This is a genomic window from Alicyclobacillus tolerans, assembly GCF_048984885.1.
GTDB classification, from domain to species: domain Bacteria; phylum Bacillota; class Bacilli; order Alicyclobacillales; family Alicyclobacillaceae; genus Alicyclobacillus_I; species Alicyclobacillus_I tolerans.
In genome coordinates, this window is the sequence record NZ_JBMGNK010000002.1 from 2,719,990 (window position 1) to 2,736,683 (window position 16,694).

Annotated in this window: 14 protein-coding genes; 2 read left to right on the forward strand and 12 right to left on the reverse strand. The window is 46.5% G+C overall.

The window, feature by feature from the left end:
- Nucleotides 1–10 precede the first annotated feature (10 nt).
- The gene (gene pruA / locus ACOJUR_RS13875; RefSeq protein WP_420950323.1) at nucleotides 11–1,558 is read left to right on the forward strand and encodes an L-glutamate gamma-semialdehyde dehydrogenase; all 1,548 of its coding nucleotides are present in this window, start codon (nucleotides 11–13) and stop codon (nucleotides 1,556–1,558) included.
- 133 nt (nucleotides 1,559–1,691) lie between these two features.
- Here pruA and ACOJUR_RS13880 read toward each other — a convergent pair whose 3' ends face one another.
- The 10 genes from ACOJUR_RS13880 to ACOJUR_RS13925 form a co-directional block, all read right to left on the reverse strand.
- A complete protein-coding gene (locus tag ACOJUR_RS13880; RefSeq protein WP_420950324.1) occupies nucleotides 1,692–3,317 on the reverse strand; it encodes an EAL domain-containing protein in 1,626 nt (541 codons plus the stop codon).
- A gap of 57 nt (nucleotides 3,318–3,374) precedes the next feature.
- Nucleotides 3,375–4,385, reverse strand: coding sequence for a UDP-glucose 4-epimerase GalE (gene galE, locus ACOJUR_RS13885; protein WP_420950325.1), 1,011 nt, complete (start codon nucleotides 4,383–4,385; stop codon nucleotides 3,375–3,377).
- Nucleotides 4,382–5,593, reverse strand: coding sequence for a galactokinase (locus ACOJUR_RS13890; RefSeq protein WP_306954811.1), 1,212 nt, complete (start codon nucleotides 5,591–5,593; stop codon nucleotides 4,382–4,384). The genes galE and ACOJUR_RS13890 overlap by 4 nt, the downstream gene beginning before the upstream one ends.
- 19 nt (nucleotides 5,594–5,612) lie before the next feature.
- Nucleotides 5,613–6,596, reverse strand: a complete 984-nt coding sequence (gene galT, locus ACOJUR_RS13895) for a galactose-1-phosphate uridylyltransferase (protein ID WP_420950326.1) — start codon at nucleotides 6,594–6,596, stop codon at nucleotides 5,613–5,615.
- A gap of 111 nt (nucleotides 6,597–6,707) precedes the next feature.
- Nucleotides 6,708–8,588, reverse strand: coding sequence for a cation:proton antiporter domain-containing protein (locus tag ACOJUR_RS13900; protein ID WP_420950327.1), 1,881 nt, complete (start codon nucleotides 8,586–8,588; stop codon nucleotides 6,708–6,710).
- Nucleotides 8,589–8,647: 59 nt separating this feature from the next.
- Nucleotides 8,648–10,048: a sensor histidine kinase gene (locus ACOJUR_RS13905; RefSeq protein WP_420950328.1), complete on the reverse strand. Its 1,401-nt coding sequence runs from the start codon at nucleotides 10,046–10,048 to the stop codon at nucleotides 8,648–8,650.
- Nucleotides 10,045–10,734 (reverse strand): response regulator transcription factor, encoded by a 690-nt coding sequence (locus ACOJUR_RS13910; protein WP_072875006.1) that lies wholly within the window; start codon nucleotides 10,732–10,734, stop codon nucleotides 10,045–10,047. Before ACOJUR_RS13910 ends, ACOJUR_RS13905 begins: the two co-directional genes overlap by 4 nt.
- Nucleotides 10,735–10,736: 2 nt before the next feature.
- Entirely contained in the window at nucleotides 10,737–11,630 is an 894-nt protein-coding gene (locus ACOJUR_RS13915) for a C39 family peptidase (RefSeq protein ID WP_083574342.1), read from the reverse strand.
- A gap of 99 nt (nucleotides 11,631–11,729) precedes the next feature.
- On the reverse strand, nucleotides 11,730–13,679 hold the full coding sequence (gene asnB / locus ACOJUR_RS13920; RefSeq protein ID WP_420950329.1) for an asparagine synthase (glutamine-hydrolyzing): 1,950 nt from the start codon (nucleotides 13,677–13,679) through the stop codon (nucleotides 11,730–11,732).
- 98 nt (nucleotides 13,680–13,777) lie between these two features.
- Nucleotides 13,778–14,158 carry a hypothetical protein gene (locus tag ACOJUR_RS13925; protein WP_072875008.1) on the reverse strand — a complete coding sequence of 127 codons (381 nt, stop codon included), beginning with the start codon at nucleotides 14,156–14,158 and terminating at the stop codon, nucleotides 13,778–13,780.
- Nucleotides 14,159–14,263: 105 nt separating this feature from the next.
- On the opposite strand from ACOJUR_RS13925, the gene pstB reads away from it, so the two are divergent.
- A complete protein-coding gene (gene pstB / locus ACOJUR_RS13930) occupies nucleotides 14,264–15,016 on the forward strand; it encodes a phosphate ABC transporter ATP-binding protein PstB (RefSeq protein WP_072875009.1) in 753 nt (250 codons plus the stop codon).
- 11 nt (nucleotides 15,017–15,027) lie between these two features.
- On the opposite strand, the gene ACOJUR_RS13935 is transcribed toward pstB, so the two are convergent.
- Both ACOJUR_RS13935 and ACOJUR_RS13940 read right to left on the reverse strand, forming a co-directional pair.
- A complete protein-coding gene (locus ACOJUR_RS13935; RefSeq protein ID WP_420950330.1) occupies nucleotides 15,028–15,867 on the reverse strand; it encodes an ABC transporter permease subunit in 840 nt (279 codons plus the stop codon).
- Nucleotides 15,864–16,565: a hypothetical protein gene (locus tag ACOJUR_RS13940; RefSeq protein WP_420950331.1), complete on the reverse strand. Its 702-nt coding sequence runs from the start codon at nucleotides 16,563–16,565 to the stop codon at nucleotides 15,864–15,866. The genes ACOJUR_RS13935 and ACOJUR_RS13940 overlap by 4 nt, the downstream gene beginning before the upstream one ends.
- Between the last annotated feature and the right edge of the window lie 129 nt (nucleotides 16,566–16,694).

Genomic DNA, 16,694 nt, shown 5'->3' on the forward strand with positions numbered 1-16,694 from the left:
AGGTACGCCAATGACTTTAACAACTTTCCACAACGAACCATTCACTGATTTCAGCCAACCCGCTCATAAAGCGGCAATGGAAGCTGCACTCGCCAAGGTGCGCAGCCAATTCGGACAAACCTATCCACTTTGGATTGGCGGTGAACAAATTCAAACTCAGAATTCCTTGGCATCCATCAATCCCGCTTTAAAAAGTGAAGTAGTAGGAACGGTCTGCCAAGCGGATCGGCAACATATTGAACAGGCATTGCAGATTGCTGGTAAGCGTTTTGAGGACTGGCGCTACACCAGTGCCGAATTGCGTGCTGGCTATCTATTCAAAGCTGCAGCCGAAATTAGACGCAACAAATTTGAATGGGCCGCATGGCAAGTGTATGAGGCAGGAAAAAACTGGGGAGAGGCTGACGCTGACGTCGCCGAAGCGATTGACTTTTTGGAGTACTACGGAAGAGAGATGTTACGCCTTGCAGAACCGACTCCACTGACTCCACTTGCAGGTGAGTTTAACCGTCAGTATTACATTCCGCTCGGCGTTGGTGTCATTATTCCGCCTTGGAATTTCCCGCTGGCGATTTTGGTAGGCATGACCACATCTGCAATTGTCACCGGCAATACCGTTCTGCTTAAACCTTCTCCCAATACGTCTGTCATTGCTGCACGATTTGTTGAATTGATGCATCGCATTGGTTTGCCATCTGGTGTAATCAACTTTGTACCTGGCCCTCCGGAGGAAATTGGCGATTTTATGGTGGAACATCCACAAACTCGTTTTATCTCCTTCACCGGATCAAAAACTGTCGGCCTGCGGATAGCAGAACGGGCGGCTAAAACAGCACAAGGACAACGCTGGATTAAGCGAGTGATTGCAGAAATGGGCGGCAAGGATGGCATTGTCGTCGACAAGAATGCAGATTTGGAAGACGCGGCTGTGCAGATTGTCGCTTCAGCCTTCGGATTCCAGGGGCAGAAATGTTCGGCCGCATCTCGGGCCATTTTGCACAAAGACATCTACGATGCCGTTACTGAGCGAGTCATTGAACTGACTCGAGCTTTAAAAATGGGACCTCCTGCGGAAAACTTCTACACAGGCCCTGTTATTGATCAAAAGTCTTTCGATAAAATCATGAGCTATATCGAAATTGGTAAACAAGAAGCTACCCTAGCCGTTGGCGGAGAGCGCGGTTTGGAAGAAGGATTCTACATTCAACCCACTGTGTTCACAAACGCTAAACGCGGGGCGCGCATAATGTGCGAGGAGATCTTTGGACCTGTACTCGCTATTTATCGCGCAGAAAGTTTTGAAGAGGCCATTGATACTTTCAACGATACGGAATATGGCTTGACGGGCGCCGTCTATTCTTATGACCGCAGCCATTTGGAATACGCCCAAAATCGTATGCATTGCGGCAATCTTTATTTCAATCGTAAATGCACTGGGGCATTGGTAGGCGTTCATCCGTTCGGTGGCTTTAATATGTCGGGTACCGATTCAAAAGCCGGCGGCCCTGATTACCTATTGCAATTTATGCAGGCAAAAGCTGTTTCGGAAAAATTCTAATCGCACAAGCGATGGAGGAGCTGTCTCCTGGGCAGTAGAAACTGTCAGGAACCAGCTCCTCACTTTTTAATAAGATAGATTTTAGATGGAATACCATCTTTCGCTGAAAAGATTCGCTCTATCTCTTTATACTTCAGGCTGACACCATGGGCCAATCTTCAGGTCGATGAATTGCGTATCCCTGCAGGTAATCAATACCCATTCGCTCGGTTTCGGCCAAAAGCAATTCTGTCTCCACAGCTTCCGCCACAATCGACTTACCCATCAAACGAGCCATTTTACAAATACTTTCTACTACTGCTCGGTCGATCTCGCTATTAAATATCTCCCGCACATAAGATCCGTCAATTTTCACAAAATCTACTTGCAAAGCTTTTAGATGCGCAAATGAGGCAAATCCACTTCCGAAATCATCCAAAGCAAAGCGACACCCGAGAGCGCGAATTTTCTTCACAAATTGTTCAGCTTGCAGCAGGTTTTGCACTGCCGCAGTCTCCGTCAGTTCAAAACAGATACGTTCTGCTCGAATACCACTCTCTTCAAGCTGTAAAGAAACAAATTGCAAAAATTCTTCGTCACTGATGCTCTGGGCTGAAAGATTGATGGCATAACAAGTGCCATCATCTTCAATTTCACAGAGACGGCGAAAAGTTTCCCGCACTACCCAACGATCAAGTTGCGGCATAAGTCGATAACGTTCCGCCGCAGGAATAAAAGCTCCCGGCATCTCCAGTCGGCCATCTGCCAGTCTTAAACGTAAAAGCACTTCACAATAAGGTTGCACACCTTGGCGATGAAGCGAGCGCTGCAGCAACAATTCAAAATGGTTTTCGTCGACTGAATCACAAAGGCGAACCGCCCAGTCTAAATCCAGTTTCCGTCGCTCATACTCCTGATTGCCCGGCACATACACTTCCATCCGATTGCGACCCTTATCCTTTGCAGCATAGCAAGCAGTATCCGCCGCACTCAGCAGGTCAGGATAGCTTGCAGAGTCTGCATCGACGGCTACCAATCCCATGGAAACGCCAATTCGGAAGCGGCGATTTTCGTACTGAAAGTGAAAATGGCTGAGAGCGTCAATCCATCTTTGCAGACGATGCTTGGCTTCATCCATACTGCAGTTAGAGAGACAGACGCCAAACTCGTCTCCGCCCAGGCGAGCCAATATCTCTCCAGGCTGCATCAGCGCCGTAAAACGCTGCGCCACCTCGCAGAGTAGTTCGTCACCTGCCGTATGGCCAACCGTGTCATTGACAATCTTGAATTGATCGAGATCGAGATAAGCTAATACATGTTGCGTGTGCTGAAGTCGGGCATCCGCTATGATTTGATTGATTTTTTTCTCAAACGCTGTCCGGTTGGGAAGGCGTGTGAGCGGATCGACAAGTGCCTGTTCCTCTAAGAGACGTTGAAAGTTGGACTCGTCCAATGTCTTTTCAGCTGAATTAGAAAGTACAAAGAGTGCGGCCTGCACCTGACCATCCGGTGAAAACACAGGTATAGCTCTGGCGTTCCAGACCTCTGTCTCTCCCAGTTCACGCTCCAGCCTAAGTTCGATTTCTTGCCTTTTCCGACTCGTCAAAATCTCCTCCACGGGCAACTGTCTGAGCAAAGAAGGATAATTCATCAAGGCATCGGCGGCGTGATTGAGAAACACCCAGTCACCTTCAGTGTCACAAATGGCAACAGCCGAATCGATGATTTCTAATATGGCTTTTTCAAGCCCAGTCATAGGCTGGATGAGATGGGAAGACATGCATTCTGCTCCTTTTGAACTTAACAAATGACCGTCAGGACACATCGTTCAAAATAACTATTCTTGTTCATACTCATGTTCATACCCATACGGATGCTGGCTATGCCAGTTCCAAGCTGAGCGAATGATATCGCTCAATTCGGGATACTCCTGTTTCCAACCGAGTGTCAATTTGGCGCGTTCTGGAGACGCCACAAGCACTGCCGGATCGCCCCAACGCCTGTCTGATTCCACAATCGGAATTGGCTTGCCCACCACGCGTTCTGCCATTTCAATGACTTCTCGCACAGAAAAACCAAGGCCATTCCCCAAATTGAAAACTTGGCTTCCTGAATTTTCTACAAGCCATTCCAGAGCCAGACGATGGGCACTGGCCAAATCCATGACATGAATGTAATCGCGTACGCACGAACCATCCGGTGTAGGATAATCGCATCCATAAATGTGAATGGCCTCACGCTGTCCAAGCGCCGTTTGCAGCACAAGCGGAATAAGATGAGACTCAGGCCGATGATCTTCACCAATCGGATACTTGGTGTGCGCGCCTGCAGCATTAAAATAACGCAGCGAAATTGACTTGATTGCGTACGCTTCATTAGCCCACCGAAGCATTTTTTCAATAGCGAGCTTAGTTTCACCATAGGGATTCGTTGGCAAGGTTCGCGCACCCTCTGGAATCGGGAGCGTTGACGGATCGCCATAGACTGCTGCTGTTGAAGAAAATACGATACGCTTGACGCCGCTTGTCACCATGGCAGAGAGCAGACGTTCTGTACCGCTGACGTTATTTCGATAGTATAGCAAGGGTTCCTTGGTGCTTTGTCCCACTAGTGAAAAGGCGGCGAAATGAACCACGGATTCAATCCCTTTTTCCCGCATAATTTGAGTCAGCGCTTCCTCGTCAAAGAGACTCAACTGATAAAACTCGACAGTAGGAAAAGGTTCCAACGCTTGACGATGACCTTGCGAAAGATTGTCAATCACCGTCACTTCATGACCGTGATCGACCAATTCCGCGACTGTATGGCTGCCTATGTACCCAGCTCCGCCCGTTACCAAAATTCTCATTTTCCTTCTACCTCCCCAGTCAATTCACGGACTCCTTCACCCAGTCCCGTGATATAAAAGGACGGAGCATAACCTATGGTGCTCTCATACTGACGCGCTACATGCTCCTGGAAAACATCCAAATGCTGACGTTCCACAAGTGATACGGTCGATCCGCCAAACCCGCCTCCAGTCATTCGGCTACCCAAACAGCCTTCGACCTGCCACGCTGATTCTGCGAGTGTATCCAGTTCAGGTCCGGTAACTTCATAGTCCTTGCAAAGCGACCGATGTGAAGCGTTCATCCACTCGCCAAACTCGCGCAATCTACCTTGTCGCAAAAGCTTTGGCGCTTCTTTGGCACGGTGGTTCTCAAATACAACATGACGAACACGACGTTTCAATACCGGATCGACCAGCACTGCATCTATTTGCGGCCATTGTTCTGGTGTCAAGTCGGCTAGATATGAACAGGAAAATCCGGCGTCTTGCAAAAGACTTAATGCAGTTTCGCACTCACTGCGCCGCTCGTTGTATTTGGATTCAACCAGACTGTGTGGTTTGTTGCTGTTGGTCAAAACCATGACAACATCTCCCAGTTCTACAGGCACCTGCTCATAAGAAAGCGATTGGCAGTGCAGAGAGAGCGCATGTTGCTCCATACCCAAAGCGACACTAAACTGATCCATAATCCCACAGTTGACGCCGACAAACTGATTTTCAGCACGTTGGGCGTAGAGAGCGAGCGTCTCTTTGCTGATACTCCAATGATGAAGGGAAGCCATGGCAAACGCGGTCACCACCTCAACAGAAGCAGAAGACGACAATCCAGCGCCAGCAGGCAAATTTCCCGCAAAGAAAATATCTGCTCCATTCGCTATGTACCCTTCCTGACGAAGAACCCAGATAACTCCAGCTGGATAGTTAGCAAATCCTGCATTTTCTCGATATTCAAGATTTTCTGGAGAAAATTCAACCACGGTGTCAGGAAAACTCGTGGAAGCAAAGCGCCATTGACCATCTTTTCGCGGTCGGACTATTGCACTTGTTCCAAGTTGAAGGGCAGCGGGAAGTACATACCCTCCATTGTAATCCGTATGCTCACCTATTAAATTGACTCTGCCAGGGGCGAAAAACACTCGAACATCTTCTGCAGGACCGGGAGAAAATTGAAAAAATGCTGGAAAAACTCCTGTTTCTTCTATGAAAGCCATTGCAGAGTCGGCCATTCCAAAATCTCTCCTACCATTAAAATTGATCTGCTCGTCGACGTTGTGCTTTCTGTATCGCTTCTCTCAATTCCACTGCTGTCATCTCCACAGACGCAGGATTGGCTGCAGCTCCGGCACCTGTTTCAGAAGAGGAAAGAAACTTAATCTTATCTCGCGTGCGTAAGGGTGGGTAAAATTCAATATGAAAATGGTAATAAAGTGAAGTATCAGGCCGATGTACAGGCGTTTGATGAAGTACCATCATATAGGGAAATTCTCTCTCAAAGAGTTCATCCATTCCCGCCGTGAGTGCACTCAAAATTTCTGCTAATGAACGAATTTCTTCTCCAGTAAAAGAGCGGATGTCTGGAATATGCACTTTGGGAGCAATCCATGCGCCATAAGGAAAATCAGTAAAATAGGGTATGAAAGAAACGAAATGACGGTTTTCCACTAACATTCTCGCTCCGTCTTCCATCTCTGCTTGAGTAATATCACAAAGCAAACAATGTCCGGTAACCTGATGATGCTGATGCGCAGACTCTAACTCTGTCCGAATTTTAATGGGAATAAACGGATAGGCGTAAATTTGCCCATGCGGATGCTGAATGGTGGCCCCCACTTCACGGCCTCGGTTTTCAAAAATGAGGATATACTGATGCTGCTCGTCACTCGCCAAAGCCGCATAACGTTGCTGCCAAAGGCTGACTACCTTTTCCATTTGGTTTAAACTGAGATTGGCAAGCGAGGCCTGATGATTGGAAGAATATAAAACCACCTCGCATTTTCCATAGGCTGGTCGAGTACGATACAGCGATTGTGAAGGTTGACCAGGTGTGTCAGGATGCGGTGAAAGAACTGGAAAATCATTATCGTAGGCAAATACTTCATATTCATCAGGTACTTTTCCTGAGCCTGGGCAGAAAGGACACTGGCCACTCGGCATATCTGGACGAACCTGGCGGTTGGCTGCAACCATGGTCCAATCCCTCAGTAACGGATTGTAACGCAATTCAGACATAGAACCACCCCTCTCTCTAACAGTCACAGTCTACCACGTTCCTTTTCACTTTTGCATAGTAAAATACAGACTTCACTGTTTTTAGCAATCCAATCAAAGTTCCTGTTTGATTTACTCCTTCAACCACGGTCGGCTGATGTTCTTATCTTTCCCGGAATAGCCCACACCTGCCATGACGTGAAACGCTTCAATGTCTTCACGGCTGCCGACCACAATTAAAATGTCACCTACATGCAATTCTGTTTCACCATGCGCTACAATCTGCTCACCATCGCGGACAATCGATAGAATCAGCAATCGACCCGGCAAATTGATTTCCATTAAACGTTGTTGATGCAGCACGCGACTTTGCAACAGAATTTCCTGAATTTGCAGAGATGCTGGTGCTTTAAGAAACTGCGTAGAAATCGGATAGTGTACCAGCTGATCGACGAGCGAAACAGCTGCAAATTGCGGCTGTACAACCACAAATTCCGTCTCATCGCGATTTTCTTGGTAAAGTGCCATATCACGGACCAGGCATATAACAGGTCGAATACCTGCTTGAGCGGCTTCTCTGGCAAATGTAAGATTGAGTTGGTCAATCTCGGTATAAAGAACCATACCGGAAATATAATCCGCCTCTTCTCCGATATTCTTTTTAGCGATTTCCTCCAAAGTGACTTCGTTCTCTAATCCAACATGCGGCTGGATCCATCTTACATCCTCACCTCGTTCCCGAGCTTGTTCCACCAAAAGTTGAGCGCCCGCAGATTCACCAATAATCCATAGCGATTTTTTTGTCTCTTGCACATGCTTTGGCAGTAATTTTCCAAATGCTATGGGTGAGATGACGGATGTCAACATAGCTACCAGGATGATAGCCGTATCCACTCCCTGACTGATTGCGCCAATTTTCAGCCCTACAGCGGCGGCTGCCACTGTAACGCTCATTTGCGTCGTTAAAAGTGCACTACCCGCTAAAGTTTCCGGCCATGGATAGCGCAATCTCAGGAGAATCGCCGGCAATCCTTTAAAGAGGTAAGTGGCCACGAACAAAATTGGCAGTAAAAGCAACGCTTTAGGGTCATGCAGCAAAGAACGGAAATTAAAATCCACGCCAACCATAATGAAAAAAATCGGGATCAAAAATCCAAAACCAATAGCGTCCAGCTTGCTTCGGACATCTGACCGCTCGCGAGGGTTCACCAGTCCTACCAACATGCCTGCCAAAAAGGTGCCAAGAATGACTTGAACGCCGAGTGTTTCAGAGAGAACAATAAAAATCATCATCAACGATAACGAAGCGCGAATTCCGAGTTGAGCTGTGCCATGTGCTAAATTCCGGAATGCGGCTATACCTGAAAAGCGGCGGAATAAGCGATAAAGTAAAAGAAGAATGAGAATAAGCACAAATACCAACAGAACACTCGGCGAAAGCCCACCCTTGTATAACGAGACAGCCACAGAGATAAGCAACATGGTTACAAAATCAGCCATTACGGCAGCGGCCATAATACGGCCCCCCAAAGGATGGCTGGTTAACCCATATTCCTTCAGCACAGGTACAACCACTGTCAACGATGTGGTTGTAATAATTAAAGACAGCAGCAATGGACTGCGAATCATATGTAAAAAATATAGACGTTCTGACAGAAGGTAGGAAAGTCCCAGTGTGATGACAGATGTCAGGACGGCAAAAACAGGAGCAGAAGTCAGCCAACCTGACAGGGAGCGTTTATAGGTTTCGTTTGTAGGACGCAGGGCTGCAAAATCAATCTCCAGCCCGGATACAAACATGAGGTAAGCTAAACCGAAAAATTGCAAAAATTGCAACCATTCACTTTGCTGAATTAAATGAAAGCCACTATTGCCAACAATGACTCCAGCAATAATCTCGCCTACCACAATGGGAATGCGGATGGCTTTCATACGTGAGACGAGCAACGGCACTGAAACTGCCAGCAAAGAAACAATCAAAAGAGAATAGACACTAAAATTTGATGGCCCCATCCAAAATGTCCCCTTTCATCGGGGGAGTATGTGGATGGTACCATGCAATGAAAAGATCGTCAACCTTCTACTTTGCTCCGCAATTGTTTGGGCAAAGTCATTGTAAATTGAGCGCCTCGAGAAGGATGATTAGCAGCAAGTAACGTCCCGCCGTGAGCTTGCACAAATTCTCGAGCTATTGCCAACCCCAGCCCCATCCCGCCTGATTCGCGCGATCTCGATTCATCCCCTCGATAAAATCGATCAAAAATGTGCGGCAAATCAACGCTTGGGATGCCAGGTCCATCATCCGTAACTATGCAAACGATATTCTGCGGTGTTTCCAGCACTTGAACATCCACAGCCCCGCCAGGCGGACAATGTCTCAAAGCGTTGCCAAGAAGATTGACAAACACCTGGGTAATCCGGCTGGCATCCATATAAGTTACAAGTTCATTCGCAGAAGTCGTCAGGCGTAATCGAACCTGTTCTTCTGCAGCTTCATACAAAAAATTATCCATAATTCTGCGCAAGATGGCAACGAGATCGGCCTCTGTACAATTTAATTTGAGAACTCCACCGTCTGCAAGATTCAGCTGATGCAAATCATCGACGAGACGAGACAAGCGCATCACTTCATCCAATATAGGCAGAAGAGTCTGATCAGAAGGCTGAATCACTCCCTGCTGAATCAGTTCCAACTGACCTTCCATGACGGTCAGTGGTGTACGCAATTCATGAGCCACATCTGCAACCAAGCGTTTGCGAGCCGCTTCCAGCTGCTCCAACTTTTCCGCCATATAATTTAATTGTTCGGCTACATGACCAATTTCATCATGACTGGCAATGACAACCCGTACACCACTCTCGCCTCGACCTATGCGGGCGATTCCCTGAACCAACGATTGCAGCGGTTTTGTCAATCGACTAGCAAACACAAAGCCTAGCAAGAGAGCAAAAACTGCAGCAGCCAGTCCACCACCGAGGGTTGCCATATCCATGAGGCGCAAGACTCTCATTTGTACATCCTGAAGACTGTCCGCACCCGCATCCACGACGCGAACTTGACCAACTGGCTTATTGCCCACCCAAATGTCAGCCACCATACCATTGGCGTCAATAAGCTCCGCATCGTCGCTGTCCATGTGCTCAGAATGGTCTCCCTCACGAACCACAGACGTAATGGGTTTACCTTCAGGTGTGTATACAGCTACTTTTTCTACATAATTATTAGGATGGGCAATATCGGATTGCATGAGCACACCTTCTGCAAACTGCCCGACACCACCCCAACTATTACCATGCGAAGTGTAATAATAAGCAAGAGAGCGAGCCCATTGCTCGGCTTCTCCATGTTCGGCTGCCCGCACATATTCGCTGAAGAGAGGAATAATAAAGACATGTGAGATCAGATAGAATACAGTCGCCATAAAGAGAACGAGGATTCCAAGCAAACCGGATATTTTCGATCGCAGTTTCACGCCTTCGCTTCCCCAAAACGATATCCTATACCGTATACTGTTTGAATATAGACGGGCTGTGCAGGAGAATCCTCCAACTTCTGGCGTACATGGCTAATATGAGTGTCCACTGTCCGTTCATAATTCAGATATTCTTCTCCCATTGCGGCTTTCAACAGTTGTAAACGCGTATATACAACTCCTGGTTTTTCTGCAAGTGTGAGAAGAATCTTAAACTCCGTGGGTGTTAGTTGTACTTCCTGATTACCCTTCCATACTTGATACTTGGCAACATCAATACGAATATCTCCGCGTTCCAGAACACGCTCTTCCTCAAATTCGCCGCCCATACGACGCAAGATAGATTTAATGCGAGCTGACAATTCACGCAATGAAAACGGCTTGGCCAAGTAGTCATCAGCCCCAACTTCGAGTCCAACGACTTTGTCAGCTTCTTCTGATTTGGCTGTCACCATAATAATCCCAATGTTTGAGCTTTTTCTCAGCTCACGACATACCTCTAACCCACTCATTCCTGGAAGCATCCAGTCGAGTACGACTAGATCAGGCGAACTCTGTTCAATCTTATGTAACGCTTCTGTGCCACTGTATGCTGCTTCTACCAGGAATCCTTCGCCTTCCAAAAAAGAACGCATGACATCCACTACTTTAGGTTCATCATCGACAATCAAGAGTCGATAGGACATCCTTACACCCCGTCTCTGCTCAGCAGGCTTTTGACGCTCTGCGGTGTATATGTGACAGCCTGATGCCCCAATTGATCCCAGGCTTCGAGAAAAGCTTCTTTGTTTACAGCCTGGTCTTTCTCCCCATTTAATGGATTGTTAATATAGAGTGTATCCCCTTTATATCCTACCAGCAAAACGGCGTGTTCTTCAAAAGTAGCATGAACAGGGCCTTCAGGACTCTGCCAAGTTACCCAGTCGTCTGTCGGCTGAAAAGTGGCCGTGGTCCAGAGGACCACTGGTCGACCTGACGCAACCGTCGCCAAATCATCACGAAACGGTTTACCCGTCAGGTTCAGCGCACGTCCCGGCAATATTTGATTTAAAAACTTCGTTACAGGACCGTTATAAATCCCGTAACCATCTGTATCCGTATAGACATCTCCCACAAAGCCGACATTAGGATTTCCCCAATATACAGGCTGGCCTTCTGCATTCGTGCGCAAAGGTGTAGGATCAACTGGCATATGAGCAGCCAGCCACATTTTGCTTGTTGGATGACCCGCAGCTGACAAAAGCATAGACAAACTTGTCATTTCGCAACCATCAGGAAGCTGCGGCAATTGGGATATTGCAGGTACATTCAATAAGGCAGAAGCCGGCAATGGCTCTGCATATAATTTTTGCAAAGCTTCACTCATCGTTGGCAATCTCGGTTTTGTCTTTTTTGAAATTAATTTTGGCTGTTTAGTTTTGACAACACTGGGAACCGTGGAATGCGCTAACGGTGCACCGAAAACCGTCCAAGCTGCCCCAAATACCACTGCAGCAACTCCTGTAAGCACACCAATGCGCCACCGAGCCGATTTTCTGCTGCGTATTCGTCTGGCCATGACTTGGTTTCGGCTGCTACGCATGTCTGGAGACTCCCTTCCACTTGATGCAGAAATAAAATGCTAACCGCATTCCATTCTACAAGTTTAGACAGTCCTTGACCAGTCAAGCAATTTCCTTTATTACCAGCCAACCGTCAAAGACTGCTGCGCTCCAACCATTGAATAATCGCTGCTCACACTCTTTGGCTGAAGGAAATGATTGAGCCAAGCTGCCATCGTCACAAGCGTCCACAACTCGCGCCATAAATGACGCTCACCTTCTTGATGGCGACGGAATAAAGATTCCACCTCATTCTTAGAAAGCCAATCCATCAATGGACTCTCCACAATCCACTCCAGCGCCATTTCTCCCATACTGCCCGCCAACCAAGTGGAAACAGGAACAGGAAAACCTAGCTTAGGGCGCGAAACGACGTTTTCTGGCAACAGATCACGAACGGCCTTGCGCAAAATAGCTTTGGTTGTGCGGCCCTGAATGCGCATGGATTCAGGTATAGCTGAAGCCGCTTCCAATACCCGATTATCCAAAAAAGGAACTCGCAATTCGATAGAATGCGCCATTGTCATTTTGTCCGCTTTCATCAAAATATCGCCCGGCAACCAAGTATGCATATCAATTAACTGCATGCGTGTAATTTCAGGTAAATCGGCAAACGCTTGATAAACCGGATCGGTCACATGAAAAGATGAGTGCGTCCGGAAAAATTGTTCCATAAGCATAGACTTTGCTTCTTCAGAAAAAATTTTGGCATTGCCGACAAATCGTCTTTCCAAAGGCAAACTTCCACGTTCAAGAAACCCTCGACCCTTGAGTCCCGCCGGCAGTCTTCCAGCAACGCCGCCAATAGCTCGTAATACCCAGGAAGGAAACTGCGAAAACATTTTGAGCGATCGCGGTTCATGATAGATTGGATAACCCGCAAATAATTCGTCAGCCCCCTCACCAGAGAGCACAACTTTAACATCTTCTGCAGCCAATTCAGCTACAAAGTAAAGAGCACAGGCGCTTACGTCTGCTATCGGCTCATCCAGCGCCTGGAGAATTTCCGGCAATCTTTCCGCAAATTGCGCCGCAGAAACAGAAATTTCACGATGCTCTGTACCCAATGCTCGAGCTGTATCTCTAGCAGACGCTAACTCGTTATACCAGCCACTCGCATCGTTAAATCCTACGGAGAAAGTTTTTACCTCTGTATCGTATTTTTTCATCAAAGCCACAATTGAACTGGAATCAACGCCACTGGACAGAAACGCTCCATAAGGTACATCAGCCTGAAGATGTAAACGAACAGAATCTTCGAGTGATTGTCGAACGCGATCAACATGCTCACTTTCTGTCCAATCTTCTCTTTCCAAAAAACGAGGTGTAAAATATCGGGTCATATCAATATTTCCTTGCCGATAACGCAAATAATGACCCGGAGGAAGCTTTTGTACATCTGCCAATATGGTTTGTGGATCTGGAACATATTGAAATGTTAAATAGTCCCATAAGGCCTGATGGTTTAATTGGCGGTTGATTTGCCCTGAAGCCAGTAAAGAACGCATTTCAGAAGCAAAAAGTAGGCCGTTTGGACTGTGCGTATAATATAGAGGCTTGATCCCAAACCGATCCCGCGCCAAAACCATTTCTCTTTTACGTACATCCCAAATGGCAAAAGCAAACATGCCACGCAGAAGATGAACCATTTCCACGCCATGTTCTTCATATAAATGAACCAATACCTCTGTATCTGATTCAGTCTTCAATTGATGTCCACGATGAATTAAATCTTTGCGCAAATTCTTATGATTGTATATTTCACCATTAAAAACTACCCAAACCGATTGATCTTCATTAGTCATAGGTTGATGACCATGCGCTAAATCGACAATCGACAAACGGCGAAAACCAAGACCTGCTTCTTTATCCAAATAAATTCCTTCCTCATCCGGACCTCGATGTACCATAGATCTTGTCATAGCAAGCAACATATCTTGTTGCGCATGTTTTCCAGATCGTTCAACTGTTCCACATATACCACACATGCTGGATGCCCCGCTTCCCGAGCCAACTGCAAGGCCGTACAATCTAAATGGCGACCTTGGACAGACGCACTTGTTTTCTCTATCATTCCCTGTTTTTTCTTGATTCATCCGCAGTATATCGTCTGTCCAATCTCGGGAAGTTAAAATGGTTTTTTCAGTATATGGAGATCTTGTGGAGACAGTTTGGCACTTTTATAATTGGTAAACAAACTCCACGAAAAAACACAGGCTGCAATCAACGCCCCAGCAGCGTAAACGTATTGCATATTATCCTGATAGATTTGACCGCATAAAACCCCATCTATAGAAGCGAGCAGACAGCAAACAATCACTGGCCAGCGCCATTTCAAGGAAAGCAGGGAACCTAGCAGCAGCCAAAAAGCAAGCAATACACCTCCCCCGCCATCTCCAGTAAGCTGAGGAATTTGGTTAAAAACTCCTACCCAGGCAATCCACCAAGATTGCACGCCAACCAATAAGGCAAACAAAATGAGCAAAATCCGGCCTATCCATCTTTTCACTGCCTATCCCTCCTACTTTTTTCAACTGATGATTCTATCTTGTCCTTTTTCAAACTATGTGACAGACTTGCAAATATGCTAGTTTCGCTGTAGGGGGGATTCAGTTTGGCAAAGTCGCTTCATGTACAAAATATTAACGCTTGGTTCAGTGACCAATTGGTGCTCAAACATATTCATATGGATCTGTCAGCCAACCAAATCACTGCCATCATTGGACCTTCCGGGTGTGGTAAATCAACCTTTATTCGCTGTCTCAACCGAATGCATGAAACCGTCCCCGGCGCACGCGTAACTGGTGATATTTTTTTAGAAGAAAGCTCTATTTATCAAATGCCAGCTACAGAAGTACGAAGGCGCATAGGTATGGTCTTTCGTGAACCCAATCCCTTTCCTACACTTTCCATTTTTGATAATCTCACTTTGGCGTTGCGCCTTGGCGGCATGCGTAACCATCGCCAATTACGAGAGCGAGCTGAAAGAAGTTTGCGCGTCGCTGGCTTATGGGATGAAGTCAAAGACAAACTCAATCAAAATGCACTTGTCCTCAGTCTGGGTCAGCAACAAAGACTTTGCATTGCCAGAGCGTTAGCTTTGGAGCCCGATGTACTGCTGCTTGACGAGCCAGCCTCTGCACTCGATCCGGTCTCAACCTTACAAATTGAAGAGTTAATGGAACAAATCAAAAAAGACCTCACCATTGTGATTGTCACGCATAATTTGCAACAAGCGGCGCGGATTGCCGATACTACAGCCTTTTTTCTAGACGGAGAACTGGTTGAATGGGGAGACACTTCACTACTTTTCACCAAACCATCGGATAGAAGAACGGAAGATTATATTGCTGGACGATTTGGCTGATGAATGTTTCGTCATTCATGGTCAACATTCAGAAAAAAGCGAGAATGCATGGTGGACATCTTACGAAACTTCCAAAGCCAAACTCGAACGAAAATCTGCGTCAAAAGATGAATAGTTAAAAACAAGCTGGCCACAAACCATATCCCCAATCGTTCCTGCTGTTGCAAATGAGGTAAAAGTAATTGACTATACCATATTCCCAACTTTGGACCAGCTTTTTGGAAAAATGGGGTAATGAATAACCAAAGACCGAGATCGGCCAAAGACTGAAGATAAACAATACCTGCAGCACCCAACATCCAATTTTTAGTCGACGGCAAAAGTAGATGCCATACAATTTGCATGCGGCGAATTCCCAGGGCCAACGCTCCCTCACGCTCACTCTCCGGCACCCTCGCCAAACTTGCCATCCAAAGCTGACTGAGATGTGGAATCAAATACAGCCATGCTGCCAAGAACAAGGCGACAATCAAATGTCCTTGAGTTCTTTGGAAAATGATCACACCCAACACATAACTAAAAAGGACCCCCGGCAATCCTGCCCAAATTTGCAACACGTATTGAAGCCAAACAGACGTGGAGACTGCGCGATATTCTTTGTAATAAACTGCTAAGAAAAAGGCAAACGGTATTGAAAAACACAAACTGCCAAAAAGCAACCCCATATACTCCATTACCATAAAAAAATCTGGCCAGGCTCGTCCACCGAGCCAAACGAGTGATGTCCCTGCTTGCACATAAACCAAAAGTATGATTACAACAAACAGGACTGCCAGCAGCCAGACCATACCGCTAGACACGATTGCCGCCCTGCGATTGCGCTTACGACGCAATCTTTCTGCTTCCATCATATCTGCTTCCTCTCAATCAACTTCATTAAAAGACTTCTGCGGATGAGCCAATGTGAAAGACTCTGAGTCAAGGCAATGATGATGAAAAAACTAAGTAAAGGCAGCCCTGCTGTGCGCATGAGTGATGATAACTTGCCATGCGAAAACAGTGCATCCGCCACTATCCGAACGCCTGCATTCACATCCATAAACCAAGTAGAAGGAAAATGGGCAAAAAAAAGCACCCAAAGTGCGACGGTTTCACAAAATGCTCGCCCAATTCCTATCAGCAGAGCACTGTAGAAAATGGGACGCAACAAAGGAAAATAGACATGACGGGCTAGCTCCCATTCGCTTAAACCAAGACCGAGTCCCGCTTCACGAGTCAGGTTAGAAATCTGAAAATATCCTTCACAGAGTATTGAGATGAGCAAGGGTATCAGCAAAACGATTAACAACAGAATTCCCGCCAAGAAAAATAGCTCGTCCATATTTGCCTGACGATTTGAAGTGTAAGAATGAAATAAAATGCTGCCCATACAAAGACCAACAATCCACACGGGTAGACCACGCAGGACATCACTCAAAAAAATCATGATTCGCTGACGATTACCCACTGCCTGAAAACAAATCGCATAAGAGATTCCAGTCGCAAAAATGAGGGCTATGAACGTTGCTATGACAGCCATCAGCAACGAGCGCAATTCAGCCATTAGCACACGATGCCCTCCTTTAACCGTTTATTATTCTATTGCACCAATAACGTCCCGTACGCCGTTAGGATAATCAACTACTTGTATGGTTATTTTTGCATCCTTGGACCTTTCGTCAATTAATCTAAAAACATC

Excerpts from the sequence above, each read along its gene's own strand:
- pruA (WP_420950323.1), top strand. The coding sequence starts at position 11 with ATGACTTTAACAACTTTCCACAACGAACCATTCACTGATTTCAGCCAA.
- ACOJUR_RS13880 (WP_420950324.1), bottom strand. The coding sequence starts at position 3,317 with ATGTCTTCCCATCTCATCCAGCCTATGACTGGGCTTGAAAAAGCCATA.
- galE (WP_420950325.1), bottom strand. The coding sequence starts at position 4,385 with ATGAGAATTTTGGTAACGGGCGGAGCTGGGTACATAGGCAGCCATACA.
- ACOJUR_RS13890 (WP_306954811.1), bottom strand. The coding sequence starts at position 5,593 with ATGGCCGACTCTGCAATGGCTTTCATAGAAGAAACAGGAGTTTTTCCA.
- galT (WP_420950326.1), bottom strand. The coding sequence starts at position 6,596 with ATGTCTGAATTGCGTTACAATCCGTTACTGAGGGATTGGACCATGGTT.
- ACOJUR_RS13900 (WP_420950327.1), bottom strand. The coding sequence starts at position 8,588 with ATGGGGCCATCAAATTTTAGTGTCTATTCTCTTTTGATTGTTTCTTTG.
- ACOJUR_RS13910 (WP_072875006.1), bottom strand. The coding sequence starts at position 10,734 with ATGTCCTATCGACTCTTGATTGTCGATGATGAACCTAAAGTAGTGGAT.
- ACOJUR_RS13915 (WP_083574342.1), bottom strand. The coding sequence starts at position 11,630 with ATGCGTAGCAGCCGAAACCAAGTCATGGCCAGACGAATACGCAGCAGA.
- ACOJUR_RS13935 (WP_420950330.1), bottom strand. The coding sequence starts at position 15,867 with ATGATGGAAGCAGAAAGATTGCGTCGTAAGCGCAATCGCAGGGCGGCA.